Genomic DNA, 21923 nt, shown 5'->3' on the forward strand with positions numbered 1-21923 from the left:
TGCGGGCCCTGCGTGGGGGGTCTGTCTGATGATTTCAAGCATAAATAGGAGGCCACATGGCTGACAAAAAAGCGCAGTTGATCATCGAGGGCGCAGCCCCCGTCGAGCTGCCCATTTTAACCGGCACCGTTGGTCCCGATGTTATCGACGTTCGGGGCCTGACGGCCACGGGCCGTTTCACCTTTGACCCTGGTTTCATGTCGACCGCCTCGTGCGAGTCGAAGATCACCTATATCGACGGCGACAACGGCATCCTGCTGCACCGCGGTTACCCGATCGAACAGTTGGCCGAGAAGTCGGACTACCTGGAAACCTGCTATCTGCTGCTCAACGGCGAACTGCCGACCGCAGAGCAAAAGGCCCAGTTCGTCAGCACCGTGAAGAACCACACCATGGTCCACGAGCAGCTGAAGAGCTTCTTCAACGGCTTCCGTCGCGATGCCCACCCGATGGCCATCATGTGCGGCGTAGTCGGCGCGCTCTCGGCCTTCTACCACGACTCTCTGGACATCAAAAACCCGCAGCATCGCGAAATCTCCGCGATCCGCCTGGTTGCCAAGATGCCGACCCTGGCCGCAATGGTTTACAAGTACTCCATGGGCCAGCCCATGATGTACCCGCGCAACGACCTGACGTACGCGGAAAACTTCCTGCACATGATGTTCAACACCCCGTGCGAGATCAAACCGATCAGCCCGGTACTCGCCAAGGCCATGGACAAGATCTTCATCCTCCATGCCGACCACGAGCAGAACGCATCGACCTCCACCGTACGCCTGGCGGGCTCTTCGGGTGCCAACCCGTTCGCCTGTATCGCGGCCGGCATCGCTGCACTCTGGGGCCCGGCTCACGGCGGCGCCAACGAAGCCGTGTTGAGCATGCTCGACGAAATCGGCGATTTGTCGAACATCGACAAGTACATCGCCAAGGCCAAGGACAAGAACGATCCGTTCAAGTTGATGGGCTTCGGTCACCGGGTCTACAAAAACCGCGACCCGCGCGCCACCGTGATGAAACAGACCTGCGACGAAGTGCTCAAAGAGCTGGGCATCACCAACGATCCGCAACTCGACCTGGCCATGCGCCTGGAAGAAATCGCGCTGACCGACCCGTACTTCATCGAGCGCTCGCTGTACCCGAACGTCGACTTCTACTCGGGGATCATCCTCAAGGCGATCGGCATTCCAACCAGCATGTTCACCGTAATCTTCGCCCTGGCGCGGACCGTCGGCTGGATCTCCCACTGGAAAGAAATGCTCTCCAGCCCTTACAAAATCGGCCGCCCTCGCCAGTTGTACACCGGCTACGAGTCGCGTGACATCACTGATCTGGAAGACCGCAAATAAGACCTGTCTTGCGATAACGTCTTAGCTGCAGCGGGTACGGCCTCTTTATAGAGGCCGTATTTGTTTGTGCGGTGCCCTCCCCTGCCGCATTCGCGGCATTTCAAGCCTCAAACCCCAACCCCAGATCAAAAGATCGCAGCCTGCGGCAGCTCCTACAAAGGCATCGCGTGCGCCAGAAAACAGTCCGGCTGCCAGGCCGCGAGCAGTCCACATTTGATCTGTGGACATCCGCGAGAGCCAGACTGACTGTCAGGCCGCATATCGCGAGCAGGCTCGCTCCCACTGTGGATCTGCGTACATCCGCGAGAGCCAGGCCGGCTGTCAGGCCGCCTCGCTTTGGCTTTTGATCTGGCTTTTGATCTACCCGCCCCTTCGGCAGGCCGAGTGGAGGTGTTCATCAGGGGGGTGGCGCGTAGCGCCGTCAGCGCAGCTGACTCCGCCGCATTGCGGCGCCCCATGATGGACACCGGAGCGAGGGAACCCCGAGCCTTGGCGAGGGGCCGAACGCTCGGGGCAAGACCTTTGGTTCCTTTGGGCTGGGCCGGCACTCCGGCGTTTGCCAAAGGGACTCGTCGTAAGGACGAAACCCTAAGTGGCCGTTACCGCAGAAATGGATATGTACACCAGCAAGAGACAGGTTGACTGTCAGGCCGTCATCGCGAGCAAGTCGGATCGCCGCACCGCCGCTCCCACAGGGGGAGTTGCGTGCCCCCCAAACAAAAATGCCCCAGTCTCTCGACCGGGGCATTTCCATTTAACGCAGCTTATATATAGAAGCTTGAAACCTTAGTGCGACACCGCCCCACTCGCGCCCAGACCAGTCTGCGAGCGAACGAATTGCGGGTAGAACAGCGCCCGCTCCTTGTCTGCCGCAGCCGACTTGTCAGTGATGGAGAAGAACCAGATCCCGACAAAGGCAATACCCATCGAGAACAGCGCAGGGTACTCATACGGGAAGATCGCCTTCTCGTGATGCAGGATCTGCACCCAAATGGTTGGCCCAAGCACCATCAAACCAACAGCGCTTATCAGACCCAACCAGCCACCGATCATCGCGCCACGGGTGGTGAGCTTCTTCCAGTACATGGAAAGCAGCAGCACCGGGAAGTTACAGCTCGCCGCGATGGAGAACGCCAGGCCGACCATGAACGCGATGTTCTGGCTTTCGAACGCAATGCCCAGACCGATCGCCAGCACGCCCAGACAGACGGTGGTGATTTTCGAGACACGGATCTCGTCCTTGTCGTTGGCTTTGCCCTTCTTGATCACGCTGGCGTAAAGGTCGTGAGACACCGCCGTAGCACCGGCCAGGGTCAAACCAGCCACAACAGCCAGAATGGTCGCGAACGCTACTGCCGAGATGAAGCCCAGGAAGATACTGCCACCTACCGCGTTAGCCAAGTGCACCGCCGCCATGTTGTTGCCGCCCAACAGCGCGCCAGCAGCATCTTTAAAGGCCGGGTTGGTGCTGACCAGCAGGATCGCGCCGAAGCCGATGATGAAGGTCAGGATGTAGAAGTAGCCGATGAAGCCAGTGGCATACAGCACGCTCTTGCGAGCTTCTTTAGCGTCACTCACGGTGAAGAAGCGCATCAGAATGTGCGGCAGGCCCGCAGTACCGAACATCAACGCCAGGCCGAGGGAGAATGCCGATACCGGATCCTTCACCAGACCGCCGGGGCTCATGATTGCTTCACCTTTAGCGTGAACCTTGGTCGCTTCGGCAAACAACGCATTGAAGTCGAAGTTAACGTACTTCATCACCATGACAGCCATGAAAGTAGCGCCCGAGAGCAGCAACACGGCCTTGATGATTTGCACCCAAGTGGTCGCCAGCATGCCGCCGAACAGCACGTACATGCACATCAGGATACCGACCAGGATTACCGCGATATGGTAGTCCAGACCGAACAGCAGCTGGATCAGCTTGCCGGCACCCACCATTTGCGCGATCAGGTAGAACGCCACTACCACCAGCGAACCGCTGGCCGACAGGGTGCGGATCTGGGTTTGCCCGAGACGGTAGGACGCTACGTCGGCAAAGGTGTATTTACCCAGGTTGCGCAGACGTTCGGCGATCAGGAACAGAATGATCGGCCAACCCACCAGGAAGCCGATCGAGTAGATCAGGCCGTCATAACCGGAGGTGTACACCAGCGCGGAAATACCCAGGAAGGACGCCGCCGACATGTAGTCACCGGCAATTGCCAGACCGTTCTGGAAACCGGTGATCTTGCCGCCCGCCGCATAGTAGTCGGCCGCCGAATTGTTACGCTTGGAAGCCCAGTAAGTGATGCACAGGGTCAAGCCAACGAACGCGACGAACATCAGGATCGCTGAAACGTTGAGTGGTTGTTTTTGCACCTCGCCGGTCAAGGCTTCCCCCGCCCAGACTGCCGGGGCGAAGGCCGCTATACCGAATGCCGCAATTAGACGCCGGATCATTGCTGAGCCTCCTTGAGAATCGCATTGTTCAGGTCGTCGAATTCGCCGTTGGCGCGTCGAACGTAGATCGCAGTCAGGACAAAGGCCGAAAGAATCAGCCCGACACCAATGGGTATACCCCAGGTAATCGATGACTCAGGGCTGATTTTCGCCCCTAGTATATGGGGTCCATAAGCAATCAAAAGGATAAAGCCCGCGTAAAGCCCAAGCATGATCGCCGAGAGAATCCAGGCGAACCGCTCTCTTTTACTGACCAGCTCCTTGAAACGCGGGCTGTTTTGAATCGAGAGGTAAATGCTGTCGTTCATTGTTTTTGTCCTCGCAGCACAGATTGAATTGCAACGTATTCCACTCTATGCGGCTACAGATCTGGTTCCAGACGACCTTAGTATTAGAACGACATGACTCCAGTGACGAATTGTCACCCCCAACAACGCAAAAGACCGTCTGGCGCGAACGCCAGACGGTCTTAATAGCAGCGGTTTAGACGCTTCGATAGATTATTTGGCGGTCCACTCGGCAACCCGTTCCGGATGCTTGGCCACCCAGTCCTTGGCAGCTGCTTCAGGCTTGGCACCGTCCTGAATTGCCAGCATTACTTCGCCAATTTCGTCTTTCGACGCCCAGTTGAATTTTTTCAGGAAAGCCGAAACTTCCGGAGCCTTCTTTTCCAGACCTTTGCTGCCGATGCTGTTTACCGTTTCAGCAGCACCGTAAACACCTTTTGGATCATCAAGGAAGCGCAGTTTCCACTTGGCGAACATCCAGTGTGGCACCCAACCGGTGACCGCAATGGACTCTTTCTTCTCTTCGGCACGCGTCAGTTCGGCAATCATCGCCGCACCGGAACTGGCCTGGAGCTTGTAATCGAGGCCATAGTCCTTGATCGCCTGATCAGTCTTGAGCATTACACCCGAGCCGGCATCGATCCCGACGATCTTGTTCTTGAAGGTAGTGTCTTCTTTCAGGTCGCCGATAGTCTGCGCCTTGACGTACTCCGGCACGATCAGGCCGATTTTCGCGTCCTTGAAGTTGGGGCCATAATCGACCACCTTGTCCTTGTTCTTGGCCCAGTACTCACCGTGAGTCACCGGCAGCCAGGCCGAGAGCATCGCATCGAGCTTGCCGGTTGCAACACCCTGCCACATGATCCCGGTCGCCACAGCCTGCAGCTTGACGTCATAACCGAGCGTTTTGATCACCTCGGCCGCCACATGGGTGGTCGCCACGCTGTCCGACCAACCGTCGACGTAGCCGATGCTCAGGGTTTTGCTGTCGGCACTGGCCAGAGTGGAACCAACTGCAAGCACCAGAGCGGCACCTGCACCTAAGAGTCGTCGCATCTTCATCGTTACTTCCCCGAAAGTGCTGCGCCCGACGGATGCCGAGCGGCGTCAACTTATTGTTATTCAGCGGCCTGTGTGGCTAGTTCTGTTAGTCAACTTCGGCGCCAGCGCCCCCTTCACGCCCTACCACCAAACCTGTTCGAACATCAGCGGAGTACTGACGCACCGATCATCAACCTGCCGTGATCGGCGACCTGCTCTGGCAGCGACCTCAAGGCAACGAGAAACGACATCAGAACGCCATTAACGACGGCAAGTAGAAATACGACGACGGATCCCGCCCGAACTTTGCATATCAAAACCATGCAGCCGCCCAAGCGGGTGATAAATGCAGGTAAGATGCGCGGCTTTGCCCCCATCCGGCCAGACCATGCCCGCGACTGCACGCTTCGCTTTTTTACCTTACCTGTTCGCCTGTCTGCTTGGCCTGTTTGCCCTTTGCGGTTTCTGGTACGGCCTCGGCCAACCGGTACTGCTGCCGGATGTGGCCAGCGCCACGCACAAGCTGCAATGCGCCTCCTACACCCCATTCGATAAAGACCAATCGCCGTTCGACCAGCCGTTCAAGCTGCGCCCCGAACGCATGGATGCCGACCTCGCGTTGCTGGCCACCCGCTTCGAATGCATCCGCACCTATTCCATGACCGGCCTCGAAGCCCTCCCCGCCCTGGCGCGCAAGCACGGCTTGAAACTGATGATCGGTGCCTGGATCAACAGCAATCCGGTGGACTCCGCCAAGGAAGTCGACTTGCTGATCGCTTCCGCCAATGCCAACGCCGATGTCGTGACCTCGGTGATCGTCGGTAACGAAGTCCTGTTGCGCAAGGAGGTCACCGGCGCGCAATTGGCAAAATTGATTCTCAAGGTGAAAAGCCAGGTCAAACAGCCGGTGACCTACGCCGATGTCTGGGAGTTCTGGCTCAAGCATCCGGAAATCGCGCCAACCGTGGACTTTCTGACCATCCACTTGCTGCCGTATTGGGAAGATGACCCCTCCAATATCGACGCCGCGCTCAATCACGTCGCCGAAGTCCGCCAGGTGTTCGGCAAGAGCTTTGCGCCCAAGGACGTGATGATTGGCGAAACCGGCTGGCCAAGCGAAGGCCGCCAGCGCGAAACCGCGGTGCCGAGCCGGGTCAATGAAGCCCGGTTCATTCGCGGCTTTGTCGCGATGGCCGAGCAGCAAGGCTGGCACTACAACCTGATCGAAGCCTTCGACCAGCCGTGGAAGCGCGCCAGCGAAGGTGCGGTGGGCGGTTACTGGGGGCTGTTCGATGCCAATCGTCAAGACAAGGGCGTGCTGGCCGGGCCGGTGTCGAACCTGCCCTTCTGGCCTCTGTGGCTGGGCATCGGTGGCTTGGTCTTCCTCGGCACGCTGATCCTCGGGGGTCGCGTGCGCGGCACTCGGGCAGCGCTGATCCTGCCGCTGCTCGGTGCAGTCGCGGCCTGCTCCATCGGCACCTGGGGTGAATTGGCGCGGGTCACCAGCCGTTTTGCCGGCGAATGGATCTGGGCGGGATTACTGGTTGGCTTGAATCTGTTGGTACTGGCACACGCTGCGCTGGCGCTGAGTAGCAAAACCGCCTGGCGTGAGCGTGCCTTCAACTGGCTGGAGCAGCGCGCCGGCTGGCTGCTGGCGGCCGCAGGTTTCGCTGGCGCGGTGATGATGCTCGCCTTGGTGTTCGACCCGCGCTACCGCAGTTTCCCGAGCGCCGCTTTGTTGCTGCCGGCACTGGTCTACCTGTGCCGCCCGGTCCGGGTGCCGCGTGCAGAGATTGCCCTGCTGGCCTTTATCATCGGTGTCGGCATCGCCCCGCAGCTATACCGCGAAGGCCTGGAAAACCAGCAGGCCTGGGGCTGGGCGCTGGTGAGCGGATTGATGGTTGCCGCACTGTGGCGCAGCTTGCGGGTTCGCAAAAGGTAATTTTCAGCGCTCTTGCAGGCCCCTTCGCGGGCAAGCCCGCCCCCACATTTAGATCTGCGGTAGACCACTATGGTGTGATCGACTCAGGTTAAGTGTGGGAGCGGGCTTGCCCGCGAAGGCTGACTATCAGGCGCCGCGAGTCGCCCTGACCAACCGCAACCCACCCATCACCACCGCAAACACCGCCATACTGGTGTTGTACAAGGCCAGCGCCGGAAATCCGAACAGCAGTGCCAGCACCGCCATCCACCAGCCCGCACGCCCCGGCAGCACAAACCCGAGCACCGCTGCCGCCAACGCCGTCCAGCCGAGGATCTGGAAATGAATCATCAGCCCCAGGTTCGAGCGCACCTGGCATTCCCAGCGACTTGCCTCGTCGACACAAATGCCGACCCACTGCCCATCCTCCATAAAGCCGTAACGCAGGCCATAACTGGCGGCCAGCCATAACGGCAAAACAATGAGTAACAGGATCACGGGCAGGCGGCGGGACATGAAGCACTCCGATAGACGAAAATGGCGCCCAGCTTAATCGCCCGGCGGGGGTAAGCAAGCGAGATCAACAGATAACTGTTCACGAAATCGCCGCTAAGTGTATCGTCCGGCTACTATTGCCCCGACGAACGCTCGTTGAACTGACTTTTTGTGCCGCTGAATGGCACTTCAGTACCAGTGTGGTGGTCATAGGCCTGCGAAACTTTACCCGGCACCTTCCTCTAAGGGATTCAGTCATGCTCCGACCCTTGCGCTTCGCTGCCCTTGTTGGCGGCCTTATTCTGAGTGCGTCCGCACTGGCAGTGGATATCGACGCCGCCAGTTATGGCTACCCGGTGACCAATCCGTTCGAGGCAACGATTGCTACCACGCCACCGGAATTGCGACCAGAACTGCCGGCCGACGAGGACATCGACCAGGCGGATTACAGCCTGACATTGCGTCCGGAGCGTGAATTCACTTTGCCCGACAACTTTTGGGCGGTGAAAAAGCTTACCTACCGCATGGCCAAACAGGACCATCCGGCACCGCTGATTTTCCTGATCGCCGGCACGGGTGCGCCTTATCACAGCAGCATCAACGAATACCTGAAAAAGCTCTATTACAAAGCCGGCTATCACGTGGTGCAGCTGTCGTCGCCCACCAGCTTCGACTTCATGACCGCCGCTTCACGCTTTGCGACCCCAGGGGTGACCCAGGAAGATGCCGAGGATTTGTACCGAGTCATGCAGGCCGTGCGTGCGCAAAACCCGAAACTGCCGATCACCGATTTCTACCTCACCGGTTACAGCCTGGGCGCACTGGACGCGGCGTTTGTCAGCAAACTGGACGAGACCCGGCGCAGCTTCAACTTCAAGAAAGTCTTGTTGCTCAATCCGCCGGTCAACCTCTACACCTCGATCACCAACCTCGACAAGCTTGTGCAAACGGAGGTCAAGGGCATCAACAACAGCACCACGTTTTATGAACTGGTGCTGAACAAGCTGACCCGCTATTTCCAGCAAAAAGGTTATATCGATCTCAACGACGCCCTGCTCTACGACTTCCAACAGTCCAAGCAGCACCTGACCAACGAACAAATGGCCATGCTGATCGGTACTTCATTCCGCTTCTCGGCGGCCGACATCGCCTTTACCTCGGACCTGATCAACCGCCGCGGCCTGATCACCCCGCCCAAATACCCGATCACCGAAGGCACCAGCCTCACACCGTTTCTCAAACGTGCGTTGCAATGCGACTTCGACTGCTACCTCACCGAGCAGGTGATCCCGATGTGGCGCGCCCGTACCGACGGCGGCAGCGTGCTGCAACTGATCGACCAGGTGAGCCTCTACGCGCTCAAGGATTATCTGCACGACAGCCCGAAAATAGCCGTGATGCACAACGCCGACGACGTGATCCTCGGCCCGGGTGACCTCGGTTTCCTGCGTAAAACCTTCGGCGATCGTCTGACCGTCTACCCTCACGGCGGCCATTGCGGCAACCTCAACTACCGCGTCAACAGCGACGCCATGCTGGAGTTCTTCCGTGGATAAACCTCTCCTGCTTATCGCTGCGTTGCTCTGCGCAGGCTATGCCAATGCCGACAACAGCAAGGCCAATACACCCAGCGTGGTCGAACAGGACGGCTTCACCCTCCCGCTCTCCAGGCTCAAGTTCAACCCCGGCCTGGACCAGCGCGAATTCGAACGCTCGACATTAAACGCGTTGAATGTCTTTGACCCGCTGGAGTCGTGGAACCGTCGGGTCTACCACTTCAACTATCGCTTCGATCAGTGGGTGTTCCTGCCAGTGGTCAACGGTTATCAATACATCACCCCGACCTTTCTGCGCACCGGCGTGAGCAACTTCTTCAACAACCTCGGCGATGTGCCCAACCTGCTCAACAGCCTGTTTCAGCTCAAGGGCAAGCGCTCGATGGAAACCACCGGTCGATTGTTGCTCAACACCACCATCGGCATCGCCGGCCTGTGGGACCCGGCAACCATGATGGGCTTGCCGCGCCAGAACGAAGACTTCGGCCAGACCCTGGGCTTCTATGGCGTACCGGGAGGGGCCTACGTTGTCCTGCCGATCCTCGGCCCGTCGAACCTGCGCGATACCGGCGGCCTGGTGTTCGACTTCGCGGCGGAAGCGCAGATCAACTTCCTCAACGTCGCCGAAGTCAGCGGGAACCACCCGGAGCTCCTGCTCCTGCGCGGCATCGACAAGCGCTACCAGACCAGCTTCCGCTACGGCCAGCTGAACTCGCCATTCGAGTACGAAAAGGTGCGTTACGTCTACACCGAGGCGCGCAAGTTGCAGATTGCCGAATAACGCACACTGCGGCTAACGAAAAAGGCCATTCGATCAGATCGAATGGCCTTTTTCTTTGTTGCTTTGCAGCCCCCCGAAAAGATCGCAGGCTACGCCAGCTCCTACGCCGACCAGGTACACCCGTGAAATTGCAGATTCACGCGATTCTGTAGGAGCTGCCGCAGGTTCGGGCCGCGTTCGGACGATCTTTTGATCTTTTCAGGCCTTCGCCATCCGCCAGACCTTGCTGAACGCCATCACACCCACCAACACCACCGCCCCGGCGATAATCCCGGCGACTGCATTGAGCAACGTCGGCATGATCAGCGAAAAGCCGCCCACCAGTTCCGCGGTGCTCTGGGTAACACGCTCGATCCAGTGATGAACCGCTGGCACACCATGGGTGAGAATCCCCCCACCGACCAGGAACATCGCCGCGGTGCCAATCACCGCGAGGCCTTTCATCATGTACGGCGCCGTGCGCAAAATGACGCCGCCGATGCTTTTGGCCATCTGCCCGGGCTTTTGGGTCAGCCACAACCCGAGGTCGTCGAGTTTGACGATACCGGCTACCAGGCCATAGACACCGACGGTCATGACGATGGCAATGCCCGACAGCACGAGGACCTGCTGCATCAGCGGCGCATCGGCCACGGTGCCGAGGGTAATGGCGATGATTTCTGCCGAAAGGATGAAGTCAGTGCGCACCGCGCCCTTGATCTTGTCTTTCTCGAAGGCCACCAGATCGACTGCGGGATTGGCCACGGCCTCGATCAACTCAGCGTGCTCAGCCTGATCTTCGGCCTTGCTGTGGAGGAACTTGTGCGCGAGTTTCTCGAAACCTTCGAAACACAGGTAAGCCCCACCGAGCATCAACAGTGGAGTCACCAGCCATGGCACGAAGGCACTGATGGCCAATGCGGCAGGAACCAGGATCAACTTGTTGATGAACGAGCCTTTGGCAACCGCCCAGACCACCGGTATTTCACGTTCTGCGCGCACGCCCGAGACCTGCTGGGCATTGAGCGCCAGATCGTCGCCGAGCACCCCGGCGGTCTTCTTCGCGGCCATTTTGGTCATCAAGGAGACGTCATCGAGCACCGCGGCAATATCATCGATCAACAGCAGCAAACTGCTTCCGGCCATGGGTCAGGCTTCCTTTGCTAATAAATTTTGACGAGCATAGCGCGACCCAAGGCGCTGTGGGGCTTTCTTGAGCCTCGCGCAAAGCCGGTGCTACCATGCGCAACCGCCAGAACAGGCAAGGAATCACCTGGTTTATGAGCACCATCCGCGAGCGCAACAAAGAACTGATCCTGCGTGCAGCCAGCGAAGAGTTCGCCGACAAGGGCTTCGCCGCGACCAAAACCAGCGACATCGCGGCCAAGGCGGGGCTGCCCAAGCCCAACGTCTACTACTACTTCAAGTCCAAGGAAAACCTCTACCGCGAGGTACTGGAAAGCATCATCGAACCGATCCTGCAGGCCTCGACCCCGTTCAACGCCGAGGGCATACCCAGCGAAGTGCTGAGCGGCTATATCCGCTCAAAAATCCGCATCTCCCGCGACCTGCCGTTCGCCTCCAAGGTGTTCGCCAGTGAAATCATGCATGGCGCGCCACACCTGAGCCCCGATCAGGTCGAACAACTCAACGCCCAGGCCAGGCACAACATCGACTGCATCCAGACCTGGATCGACCGCGGCCTGATCGCCCCGCTCGACCCCAACCACCTGATGTTCAGCATCTGGGCCGCCACCCAGACCTACGCCGATTTCGACTGGCAAATATCAGTCGTCACCGGCAAGGCCAAGCTCGATGAAGCGGATTATGAAGCAGCGGCGCAGACCATCATTCGGTTGGTGCTCAAGGGGTGCGAGCTGGACTGATGGACCGCGGCGCCCACTTCGCGAGCAGGCCCACACATGATCTTCGGCGAACACAAATCCCGTGAACACTAGAGAGCAAATGTGGGAGCGAGCTTGCTCGCGAATGGGGGCAACTCGGATTTCTATCAGATCCAAATAGCATCCCACAGCGGATAGTAGCCAGGACGCTCGACCAATCCCGCGCGCAATGGGTTTGCTACGACGTACCTGGCCAGCTTTACCAGATCCTCCTCCCACCGTAGCGCTCGGTCGTGATAGCCAGGCTGCCAAAGACTGCCCTTGCGCCCAGAGGACATGTTCACCGCTCGCGTACTCAATGACTTGGTTTTTTGCATCAGTTCGCCCAACGATCCGTGCTCCAACTCGATCAACCAGTGAAAGTGATCGGGCATGACCACCCAGGCCAATGAGTTCGCCCAACCCTGATCCTGTGCACTTCGAAATTGGTCAACGACCAATCTGCCCAAGACAAAATCCTCAAAAACCGGTTCTCGGTCGAGGGTATTGGTGGTCAGTAGGTAAATGCGGTTTGGCTCGGCATAGCGGCCAATGCGCAGGCGATACGCAGGCGATGCGAAGCAGGTAAATCAGGCATTCCTTTGCCTCTTTCACATGATGAATTCATGGAAAGGCTAGACCTGTAAATGACGGACGGTGGGGCAGAATTTTAGTCTGGATGTGTCCAGTAGATAGCTATCGCGAGCAAGCTCGCTCCCACAGGGATCGATTGTGTTCACATATTTTGTGTCCACCATCAGTCCAATGTGGGAGCGAGCTCGCTCGCGATAGCGGTGGATCAATCAACACCCATCAAGCACTCACCCCCGCATCCGCCCGCAACCCCTGCGCCTCGATGGCGCTGATCGCGCATTGTTCGTCGATGTCCGAGGTGTCGCCGCTGATGCCGATGGCGCCGATCACCACACCCTCCTGATCCCGAATCAACACCCCGCCCGGCGCCGGCACCACGCTGCCCTGCCCCAGACTATTGAGCGCGGCGATAAACGCCGGCCGCTGTTGCGCGTCCAGCGCCAGTAATCGCGACCCCTTGCCCAGGGCAATCGCGCCCCAGGCTTTGCCGATGGCGATCTGCGGCCGTAGCAGGCTCGCGCCGTCTTCACGCTGCAAGCTCAGCAGATGCCCGCCGGCATCGAGTACCGCAATGGTCAGCGGTGCCGCGGCGATCTTGCGCCCCGCGACTAGGGCTCGACCGGTCAGGCTGACTGCGACTTTCAAGGTTAAAGCGCTCATGGGTGCCGTCCTTATTTTGTTATGGAAGAAGCCTGTGGACTTCGGCGAGGCGAAATCCGATACAACAAATAGAACACAATGAGTTATTTTTTTGTATACAATAATTATCTAAAATCGGCTCGTGCGACGAAAAGTCACAGCACTTCCGGCTTCTGACGAAATGAAACAGCCGCTTGATAAAATGGATTGACCTGCGCCGTCCGCCGTGAATACACTCTGCGCAAAGCCACTTGTATACAATTACAAAACGTAAGAGGCACAAAACCATGAGCAAAATGAGAGCAATCGAAGCCGCCGTTCTGGTGATGCGCCGTGAAGGGGTTGATACCGCTTTTGGCATCCCGGGTGCAGCCATCAACCCGCTGTACTCCGCCCTGCAAAAGATTGGCGGCATTGATCACGTCCTCGCGCGCCACGTTGAAGGCGCCTCGCACATGGCCGAGGGTTACACCCGCACTAAAGCCGGCAACATCGGCGTATGCATCGGTACTTCCGGGCCTGCCGGTACCGACATGGTCACCGGGCTCTACAGCGCCTCGGCCGACTCGATCCCGATCCTTTGCATCACTGGCCAGGCACCCCGCGCCCGTATGCACAAGGAAGACTTCCAGGCGGTCGATATCACCAGCATCGTCAAGCCAGTGACCAAATGGGCAACCACCGTTCTGGAACCCGGCCAGGTGCCTTACGCCTTCCAGAAAGCCTTTTTCGAAATGCGCTCCGGCCGCCCTGGCCCGGTGCTGATCGACCTGCCGTTCGACGTGCAGATGGCCGAAATCGAATTCGACATCGACGCCTACGAACCGCTGCCGCTGGCCAAACCCTTGGCCAACCGGGTGCAGATCGAGAAAGCCCTGGCCATGCTCGATCAGGCCGAACGCCCATTACTGGTGGCCGGTGGCGGCATCATCAATGCCGATGCCAGCGAGCTGCTGGTAGAGTTCGCAGAACTGACCGGTATCCCGGTGATCCCTACCCTGATGGGCTGGGGCACCATCCCTGACGATCACCCGCTGATGGTCGGCATGGTCGGTCTGCAGACCTCACACCGCTATGGCAATGCGACCATGCTCAAGTCCGACGTGGTACTGGGCGTCGGTAACCGCTGGGCTAACCGTCACACCGGCTCGGTGGAGGTCTACACCGAAGGCCGACGGTTCATTCACGTCGACATCGAACCGACCCAGATCGGTCGTGTGTTCACCCCGGACCTGGGCATCGTTTCCGATGCCGCAAGCGCACTGAAGGTCTTTATCGAAGTCGCTCGCGAATGGAAAGCCGCCGGCAAACTGAAGGACCGCAGCGCCTGGCTGCAAGATTGCCAGCAGCGCAAAGCCAGCCTGCAGCGCAAGACTCACTTCGACAACGTGCCGGTCAAACCGCAACGGGTCTACGAAGAAATGAACCAGGTGTTCGGCAAGGACACCTGCTACGTCAGCACCATCGGTCTGTCGCAGATTGCCGGCGCGCAGTTCTTGCACGTCTACAAGCCGCGCCACTGGATCAACTGCGGCCAGGCCGGCCCTCTGGGCTGGACCATTCCGGCAGCGCTGGGCGTGGTCAAGGCGGATCCGAGCCGCAAGGTCGTGGCCCTGTCCGGCGACTATGACTTCCAGTTCATGATCGAAGAGCTGGCGGTGGGCGCGCAGTTCAAACTGCCGTACATCCACGTGGTGGTGAACAACTCCTATCTGGGGCTGATCCGTCAGGCGCAGCGTGGTTTCGATATGGACTTCTGCGTGCAGCTGTCCTTCGACAACCTCAACGCTCCGGAACTCAACGGTTACGGCGTCGACCACGTCGCGGTGGCCGAAGGCCTGGGTTGCAAGGCCCTGCGCGTGTTCGAACCGGCGCAGATCCAGCCGGCGCTGCGCAAGGCTCAGGAAATGATCGAAGAATTCAAGGTTCCGGTGATCGTCGAGATTATTCTGGAGCGTGTGACCAACATTTCCATGGGCACCGAGATCAACGCCGTCAACGAATTCGAAGACCTGGCGCTGGTCGGCAACGATGCGCCGACGGCTATTTCGTTGCTCGATTGATCGTCCCTCTGTGGGAGCGAGCTTGCTCGCGATGAGGCCGGTACATTCAACATCTTTGTTGTCTGGCACACCGCTTTCGCGAGCAAGCTCGCTCCCACAGCAGGCCTCACACATTTACAGGAGACCACCATGCCGCGTTTCGCCGCCAACCTGTCCATGCTGTTTACCGAGCAGGATTTTCTTGCCCGCTTCGAAGCTGCCGCCAAGGCCGGCTTCAGTGGTGTCGAATACCTGTTTCCTTATGACTTCAACTCCGCTGAGATCAAGGCCCAGCTCGATGCCCACGGCCTGACCCAAGTACTGTTCAACCTGCCGGCCGGTGACTGGGCCAAGGGTGAGCGCGGTATCGCCTGCCTGCCGGATCGGGTCGAAGAATTCCGCGCCGGTGTCGATCTGGCGATCGCTTACGCGAAAGTGCTGGGCAACACGCAGGTCAATTGCCTGGCCGGCATCCGCCCCCAAGGCGTCGACGATGCCACCGTGGAAAAGACCTTAGTCGCCAACCTCAAGTACGCCGCCGACAAGCTGCAAGCGGTGGGCATCAAGCTGGTGATGGAAGCGATCAACACCCGCGACATCCCGGGCTTCTACCTGAACAACACCGCCCAGGCCCTGTCGATTCGCGAGCAGGTGGGCAGCAGCAACCTGTTCCTGCAATACGACATCTACCACATGCAAATCATGGAGGGCGACCTGGCCCGGACCATGGCCGACCATCTGGACGAGATCAATCACATCCAGCTCGCCGACAACCCGGGGCGCAACGAACCGGGCACTGGCGAGATCAACTATCGCTTCCTGTTCGCCCACCTGGACCGCATCGGTTACCAGGGCTGGGTCGGCTGTGAATACAAGCCGCTGACCACCACCGAAGCCGGGTTGGGCTGGCTGAAAACCCATAACGCGATTTGACTGAGACTGGGCTTTTGTGGCGAGGGAGCTTGCTCCCGCTCGGCTGCGAAGCAGTCGTAAAACCTGTGTATGCGCACCGCCTGACACACCGAGATGGCAGGTTTTAGGGCCGCTGCGCGCCCCAGCGGGAGCAAGCTCCCTCGCCACAGGTATATGCCCGTCCAATACCACATTGTTTAGCTACATAACAAAAAGAGGATTTTCTCATGGCTAAAATCGGATTTATCGGCACCGGCATCATGGGCCACCCAATGGCGTTGAACCTGCAGAATGCCGGTCACAGCCTGTTCCTGTCGGCGCACCACGACGCCGCGCCTGCCGACCTGATCGCCGGTGGCGCGATCGCTCTGGCGAGCCCGAAAGAAGTCGCCCAGGAAGCCGAGTTCATCATCGTCATGGTCCCGGATACCCCGCAGGTCGAAGACGTGCTGTTCCGCGCCGACGGCGTGGCTGCCGGTGTCGGCAAAGGCAAAGTCGTGATCGACATGAGCTCGATCTCGCCGACCGCGACCAAAACCTTCGCTACGAAGATCAACGAAAAAGGCGCGCAATACCTCGACGCCCCGGTGTCCGGCGGTGAAGTCGGCGCCAAGGCCGCGACCCTGAGCATCATGGTCGGTGGCGATAACACTGCCTTCGAACGAGTCCTGCCGCTGTTCCAGAGCATGGGCAAGAACATCACCCTGGTCGGCGGTAACGGCGACGGTCAAACCGCCAAAGTGGCGAACCAGATCATCGTCGCGCTGAACATCCAGGCCGTCGCTGAAGCCCTGCTGTTCGCTTCGAAAAACGGTGCCGATCCGGCCAAGGTGCGTGAAGCGCTGATGGGTGGTTTCGCTTCGTCGAAGATCCTCGAGGTTCACGGCGAGCGCATGATCAAAGGCACCTTCGATCCAGGTTTCCGCATCAGCCTGCACCAGAAGGACTTGAACCTGGCCCTGGCCGGCGCGCGCGAGCTGGGCATCAACCTGCCCAATACCGCCAATACCCAACAAGTGTTCAGCACCTGCGCGGCCATCGGTGGCAGCAACTGGGATCACTCGGCGCTGATCAAAGGCCTGGAGCACATGGCGAATTTCTCGATTCGCGATAAATAAGGCCGCTACCTGTAGTTGGCCCGCCCCCCCCCTGTAGGAGCGAGCTTGTGTGGCGAGGGGGCTTGTCGGAACGCCGCATCGCCCCGTTGGGGTGCGAAGCGCCCCTGAAGCCAGTCACCGCAATCTTGCATTAGAAATGCAGTGACCGGTTTTGCGATTGCTTCGCAATCGAACGGGGGCAAGCCCCCTCGCCACAACAAGCCAGCTCCCACATTGGACCGAGTTTGCCCACAAGCTGTCGCCCTACCCAATAACAAGAATTCCGGAGCCCGCCATGTCGGTCGATCCGCAACAATTGCTCCGTGAGCTGTTCGCCACAGCCATCGACGCCGCTCATCCGCAGCAAGTCCTTGAAGCCCATTTGCCCACCGATCGCAGCGGTCGGGTGATCGTGATTGGCGCCGGTAAAGCGGCCGCGGCCATGGCGCAAGTGGTCGAGCGCTGCTGGCAGGGCGAGGTGTCCGGGTTGGTGGTGACTCGCTACGGTCACGGCGCCCCCTGCGAAAAAATCGAAGTGCTCGAAGCCGCCCACCCGGTGCCTGATGCTGCCGGCCTGGCCGTGGCAAAACGGGTGCTGGAACTGGTCAGCGACCTCAGCGAAGACGACCGGGTGATCTTTCTGCTCTCCGGGGGTGGCTCGGCATTGCTGGCACTGCCTGCGGCCGGCATCACCCTCGCCGACAAACAGTCGATCAACAAAGCCCTGCTCAAATCCGGCGCCACCATCGGCGAGATGAACTGCGTACGCAAACACCTCTCGGCGATCAAGGGTGGACGCCTGGCCAAGGCCTGCTGGCCGGCTACTGTCTACACCTATGCGATTTCCGATGTACCGGGCGACCTGGCGACCGTGATCGCTTCCGGGCCGACCGTGGCCGACCCGAGCACCTCGGCCCAAGCCCTGGCGATTCTCCAGCGCTACGCCATCGAGGTGCCGGCGACGGTGCGCAACTGGCTGCAAAGCGCGGAATCGGAGACGGTCAAACCCGGCGATCCGAGCCTGGCCCGCAGCCATTTCCAGTTGATCGCGCGGCCGCAGCAATCCCTCGAAGCGGCAGCGGTGAAAGCGCGTCAGGCCGGGTTCAGCCCATTGATTCTCGGCGATCTGGAAGGCGAGTCCCGGGAAGTGGCCAAGGTCCATGCGGGCATTGCCCGTCAGGTGGTCCTGCATGGCCAGCCGCTGGCCGCGCCCTGCGTGATTCTCTCCGGCGGCGAAACCACCGTCACCGTGCGCGGCAACGGCCGGGGCGGGCGCAACGCTGAATTCCTGCTGAGCCTTACCGACAGCCTCAAGGGTCTGCCCGGGGTGTATGCACTGGCAGGTGACACCGATGGCATCGACGGTTCCGAAGACAACGCCGGCGCCATCATGACCCCCGACAGCTACGCCCGCGCCGCCGCTATGGGCCTGAGTGCCAGCGACGAGTTGGACAACAACAACGGCTATGGCTACTTCGCCGCCCTGGACGCGTTGATCGTCACTGAACCGACCCGCACCAACGTTAACGACTTCCGCGCCATCCTGATTCTCGAGAGCCCTGAACATGACGCCTGACAAGAAGGTCAAAATCCTCGCCACCCTCGGCCCGGCCACAGACGGGATCGACGCCATCCGTGAGCTGGTCGAAGCCGGGGTGAACATCTTTCGCCTCAACTTCAGCCATGGTGATCACGCCGACCACGCCCAGCGTTACCAGTGGATTCGTGAAGTCGAGCAGCAGCTGAACTATCCCCTGGGCATTCTGATGGACCTGCAAGGCCCGAAACTGCGGGTCGGCAAATTTGCCCAGGGCAAGGTTCAACTGGTGCGCGGTCAGGCGCTGCGTCTGGACCTGGACCCGACGCCCGGCGACCAACGCCGGGTCAACCTGCCCCACCCGGAAATCATCGCTGCGCTTGAGCCGGGCATGGACTTGCTGCTGGACGACGGCAAGCTGCGCCTGCGGGTCATCGCCAAGCATGCCGACGCCATCGACACCACGGTGCTCAACGGCGGCGAGTTGTCCGACCGCAAAGGCGTCAACGTGCCCCAGGCGGTGCTGGAGCTGAGCCCGTTGACGGCCAAGGATCGTCGCGACCTGAGCTTCGGTCTGGAACTGGGTGTCGACTGGGTCGCGCTGTCTTTCGTACAACGCCCGCAAGACATCCGCGAAGCTCGCGAACTGATCGGTGACAAAGCTTTCCTGATGGCAAAAATCGAGAAGCCGTCAGCGGTCGAACAATTGCGCGAAATCGCCGAGCTGAGCGACGCAATCATGGTCGCCCGGGGTGATCTGGGCGTGGAGGTGCCGGCCGAAAGCGTGCCGCAGATCCAGAAGAACATCATTACTATCTGCCGTCAGCTCGGTAAACCGGTGGTGGTCGCGACGCAGATGCTCGAGTCGATGCGCTTCTCTCCGGCACCGACCCGCGCCGAAGTCACGGATGTCGCCAATGCAGTGGCCGAAGGCGCCGATGCGGTGATGCTCTCGGCGGAAACCGCCTCCGGCGATTACCCGCTCGAAGCCGTGCAGATGATGAGCAAGATCATCCGTCAGGTCGAAGGTGGGCCGGACTATCAGGCGCAACTCGACGTCAGCCGTCCACAGGCCGAAGCCACGGTATCCGATGCCATCAGCTGTGCGATCCGGCGGATCAGCAGCATCCTGCCGGTGGCCGTGCTGGTGAACTACAGCGAGTCCGGCAGCTCGAGTTTACGCGCCGCCCGGGAACGGCCGACAGTGCCGATCCTCAACCTCACCCCGAACCTGCAGACCGCCCGCCGCCTGACCGTGGCCTGGGGCGTGCACTCGGTGGTTAACGACCGGTTGCGTCAAGTCGACGAAGTCTGCTCCACCGCCCTGGAAATCGCCCAGGCGCAAGGCATGGCCAAGCGTGGCGATACATTATTGATCACGGCGGGTGTGCCTTTTGGTCAGCCGGGGTCGACTAACTCGTTGCGCATCGAGACGTTGATCTAGCGCCTGTGCCGGCCTCATCGCGAGCAAGCTCGCTCCCACATTCGATCGGCGTTGAACACCTATCGCGTGTACACCGAAGATCCAGTGTGGGAGCGAGCCTGCTCGCGATGGGGGCGCCGCGGCTTATCAGCCTTCCCCCTATCCACAGACCCCACCATGTCCACTCAGCACTTCAACACCCACTGCCCCGACTGGGCCACCGCCCTGCTCAACGGCTTCAGCCAGATTTTCCTGCAGCGTCATCCGCTCTGCGGCTTGCTGTGTCTGTTGGCGATTCTGCTGACCGCGCCGACGCTGCTCGGCGGTGCCCTGCTGGGCGGCGTCGCCGGTTTGCTCACCGCGCAACGGCGCGGCTATGACAAGGCCGAGCGCCAGGCCGGGCTCTACAGTTACAACGGCGTCCTGCTGGGCCTGCTGCTGAGCCAGCAGTTCGCCTGGTCCGTGATACTGCCGCCGCTGATCATCGCCTGCGGCGGCCTTAGTGCGATCCTCACCCAGCAATGGCTCAAACGCACCCGCGAACAGTTTTGCCTGCCCGCCTACACCGCACCGTTCGTGGGCTTGAGTTGGCTGCTGCTCAGTCTCGCCACACCCCATCAGCCGACTGCCATCCAGCTGCCCGAACTGGATACCCTCAACGTGCTGGGTGCCGGGTTCAAAGGGCTGGGCCAGATCATGCTGCTCGACCATCCATTGGCCGGCATGCTGATCGCTGCCGGGCTGCTGATTGCCAATCGTCGCGCTGGCGCCTGGGCATTACTGGGCGCAGGCATTGGTCTGGCGTGCGCTTTACTGCTCAACGAATCCTCGACCGCGTTACTCGGCCTGAACGGCTACAATCCGGCACTGGCCGCTCTCGCCCTAAGCCAGCAACGTCGTTACCCATGGTTACCGCTGCTCGGCATTGCCCTGGCCATACTGCTGACACCCGGTTTCAGTGCCTTGGGTCTTTCTGCTCTCACCGCGCCTTTCATCTTCGCCTGCTGGCTGGTCCACGCCGGCACTCGGGTGTTGCGCCAGACGGCAATGGACAGTGCGCCTTGCGTAATCGAGGAGAATCACCCTAGGCTTCGCTGATCATCGGTTCAGGCGTTATCCATGGACAGCAGCAGCAATTGGCGTGAACGACTTTACGTCCTGATTTTCCAGAGCGACACAGTGGCCGGTAGACGCTTCGACAGCATCTTGCTGCTGATCATTCTCGCCAGTCTGGTGATCGTGATTCTCGACAGCATCGACAGCGTTCACCAGAACTACGCCAACGTTCTGGCCTACATCGAGTGGGCTTTTACCGTTGTGTTTGTTATCGAGTACGGCCTGCGTCTGTACTGCTCGCCCAAGCCGTTGCGCTATGCCTTCAGTTTCTACGGGCTGGTGGACCTGCTGGCGATCGTCCCGGGGATCCTTGCGCTGTATTACGCCGACGCCCAATTCCTGCTGATCATCCGTATCATTCGGATGCTGCGAATTTTCCGCGTACTCAAGCTCAGCCCGTACCTCAAGCAAGCCAACTATTTGATGTCGGCCTTGCGCGGCAGCAAACAGAAAATCATCGTATTCCTGCTCAGCGTATCGACGCTGGTCACGGTGTTCGGCACCTTGATGTACGTGGTCGAAGGCCCGGAGCACGGCTTCACTAGCATTCCCAAGGGGATCTACTGGGCGATCGTCACCCTGACCACCGTCGGTTTCGGCGATATCGTGCCCAAGACCCCGCTGGGCCAGGTCATATCGTCACTGGTGATGATCACCGGTTATTCGATCATCGCCGTACCCACCGGGATCTTTACCGCTGAACTGGCCAACGCCATGCGCGGCGAGCAGCTCCAGCACGACTGCCCGGTGTGCAAGAAAAACCATCACGAACATGGCGCAGCATTCTGCTCCCGTTGCGGCAATGTGCTTTTCAAGAAAATAGAATAAG

Annotated in this window: 18 protein-coding genes and 1 pseudogene; 12 read left to right on the top strand and 7 right to left on the bottom strand. The window is 59.8% G+C overall.

Annotated features, from left to right (window positions below):
- Positions 1–56: 56 nt before the first annotated feature.
- A complete protein-coding gene (gene gltA, locus F8N85_RS14585; RefSeq protein WP_150804268.1) occupies positions 57–1346 on the top strand; it encodes a citrate synthase in 1290 nt (429 codons plus the stop codon).
- A gap of 786 nt (positions 1347–2132) precedes the next feature.
- On the opposite strand, the gene F8N85_RS14590 is transcribed toward gltA, so the two are convergent.
- The 3 genes from F8N85_RS14590 to F8N85_RS14600 form a co-directional block, all read right to left on the bottom strand.
- Positions 2133–3791 (bottom strand): cation acetate symporter, encoded by a 1659-nt coding sequence (locus F8N85_RS14590; protein ID WP_150804269.1) that lies wholly within the window; start codon positions 3789–3791, stop codon positions 2133–2135.
- Positions 3788–4099 (bottom strand): DUF485 domain-containing protein, encoded by a 312-nt coding sequence (locus tag F8N85_RS14595; RefSeq protein ID WP_150804270.1) that lies wholly within the window; start codon positions 4097–4099, stop codon positions 3788–3790. Before F8N85_RS14595 ends, F8N85_RS14590 begins: the two co-directional genes overlap by 4 nt.
- 192 nt (positions 4100–4291) lie before the next feature.
- Entirely contained in the window at positions 4292–5140 is an 849-nt protein-coding gene (locus F8N85_RS14600) for a glycine betaine ABC transporter substrate-binding protein (protein WP_150804271.1), read from the bottom strand.
- Between the two features lie 325 nt (positions 5141–5465).
- On the opposite strand from F8N85_RS14600, the gene F8N85_RS14610 reads away from it, so the two are divergent.
- Complete coding sequence (locus F8N85_RS14610; RefSeq protein ID WP_150804272.1) at positions 5466–7061, top strand: beta (1-6) glucans synthase; 1596 nt, start codon at positions 5466–5468, stop codon at positions 7059–7061.
- A 126-nt stretch (positions 7062–7187) separates the two neighbouring features.
- Here F8N85_RS14610 and F8N85_RS14615 read toward each other — a convergent pair whose 3' ends face one another.
- A complete protein-coding gene (locus tag F8N85_RS14615; RefSeq protein ID WP_150804273.1) occupies positions 7188–7556 on the bottom strand; it encodes a hypothetical protein in 369 nt (122 codons plus the stop codon).
- A 236-nt stretch (positions 7557–7792) separates the two neighbouring features.
- Between F8N85_RS14615 and F8N85_RS14620 the strand changes: the two genes are divergently transcribed.
- Together F8N85_RS14620 and F8N85_RS14625 are read left to right on the top strand one after the other, a co-directional pair.
- On the top strand, positions 7793–9091 hold the full coding sequence (locus F8N85_RS14620; RefSeq protein WP_150804274.1) for a serine/threonine protein kinase: 1299 nt from the start codon (positions 7793–7795) through the stop codon (positions 9089–9091).
- A complete protein-coding gene (locus F8N85_RS14625; protein ID WP_150804275.1) occupies positions 9084–9872 on the top strand; it encodes a VacJ family lipoprotein in 789 nt (262 codons plus the stop codon). The genes F8N85_RS14620 and F8N85_RS14625 overlap by 8 nt, the downstream gene beginning before the upstream one ends.
- 198 nt (positions 9873–10070) lie before the next feature.
- Here F8N85_RS14625 and F8N85_RS14630 read toward each other — a convergent pair whose 3' ends face one another.
- Positions 10071–10997, bottom strand: coding sequence for a DUF808 domain-containing protein (locus tag F8N85_RS14630; protein WP_150804276.1), 927 nt, complete (start codon positions 10995–10997; stop codon positions 10071–10073).
- Between the two features lie 134 nt (positions 10998–11131).
- Between F8N85_RS14630 and F8N85_RS14635 the strand changes: the two genes are divergently transcribed.
- Positions 11132–11737 (top strand): TetR/AcrR family transcriptional regulator, encoded by a 606-nt coding sequence (locus F8N85_RS14635; RefSeq protein ID WP_150804277.1) that lies wholly within the window; start codon positions 11132–11134, stop codon positions 11735–11737.
- A 125-nt stretch (positions 11738–11862) separates the two neighbouring features.
- On the opposite strand, the pseudogene F8N85_RS14640 reads toward F8N85_RS14635, so the two are convergent.
- Both F8N85_RS14640 and F8N85_RS14645 read right to left on the bottom strand, forming a co-directional pair.
- Positions 11863–12332, bottom strand: a pseudogene (locus F8N85_RS14640) (REP-associated tyrosine transposase).
- 215 nt (positions 12333–12547) lie between these two features.
- A complete protein-coding gene (locus tag F8N85_RS14645) occupies positions 12548–12988 on the bottom strand; it encodes a GlcG/HbpS family heme-binding protein (protein WP_150804278.1) in 441 nt (146 codons plus the stop codon).
- A 266-nt stretch (positions 12989–13254) separates the two neighbouring features.
- On the opposite strand from F8N85_RS14645, the gene gcl reads away from it, so the two are divergent.
- From gcl to F8N85_RS14685, 7 genes are all read left to right on the top strand, one after another.
- Positions 13255–15030: a glyoxylate carboligase gene (gcl, locus tag F8N85_RS14650; RefSeq protein ID WP_150804279.1), complete on the top strand. Its 1776-nt coding sequence runs from the start codon at positions 13255–13257 to the stop codon at positions 15028–15030.
- Between the two features lie 129 nt (positions 15031–15159).
- Positions 15160–15942, top strand: coding sequence for a hydroxypyruvate isomerase (gene hyi, locus F8N85_RS14655; protein ID WP_150804280.1), 783 nt, complete (start codon positions 15160–15162; stop codon positions 15940–15942).
- Positions 15943–16148: 206 nt separating this feature from the next.
- The gene (locus F8N85_RS14665) at positions 16149–17039 is read left to right on the top strand and encodes a 2-hydroxy-3-oxopropionate reductase (RefSeq protein ID WP_150804282.1); all 891 of its coding nucleotides are present in this window, start codon (positions 16149–16151) and stop codon (positions 17037–17039) included.
- Positions 17040–17313: 274 nt separating this feature from the next.
- A complete protein-coding gene (locus tag F8N85_RS14670) occupies positions 17314–18594 on the top strand; it encodes a glycerate kinase (RefSeq protein WP_150804283.1) in 1281 nt (426 codons plus the stop codon).
- On the top strand, positions 18584–19999 hold the full coding sequence (gene pyk, locus F8N85_RS14675; protein WP_150804284.1) for a pyruvate kinase: 1416 nt from the start codon (positions 18584–18586) through the stop codon (positions 19997–19999). Before F8N85_RS14670 ends, pyk begins: the two co-directional genes overlap by 11 nt.
- A gap of 156 nt (positions 20000–20155) precedes the next feature.
- Positions 20156–21076 (top strand): urea transporter, encoded by a 921-nt coding sequence (locus tag F8N85_RS14680; protein WP_150804285.1) that lies wholly within the window; start codon positions 20156–20158, stop codon positions 21074–21076.
- Between the two features lie 21 nt (positions 21077–21097).
- On the top strand, positions 21098–21922 hold the full coding sequence (locus F8N85_RS14685) for an ion transporter (RefSeq protein ID WP_150804286.1): 825 nt from the start codon (positions 21098–21100) through the stop codon (positions 21920–21922).
- The last annotated feature ends 1 nt before the right edge of the window (position 21923 follow it).

Origin of the sequence: Pseudomonas fluorescens, assembly GCF_902497875.1 — a bacterium.
Classification (GTDB): domain Bacteria; phylum Pseudomonadota; class Gammaproteobacteria; order Pseudomonadales; family Pseudomonadaceae; genus Aquipseudomonas; species Aquipseudomonas fluorescens_BR.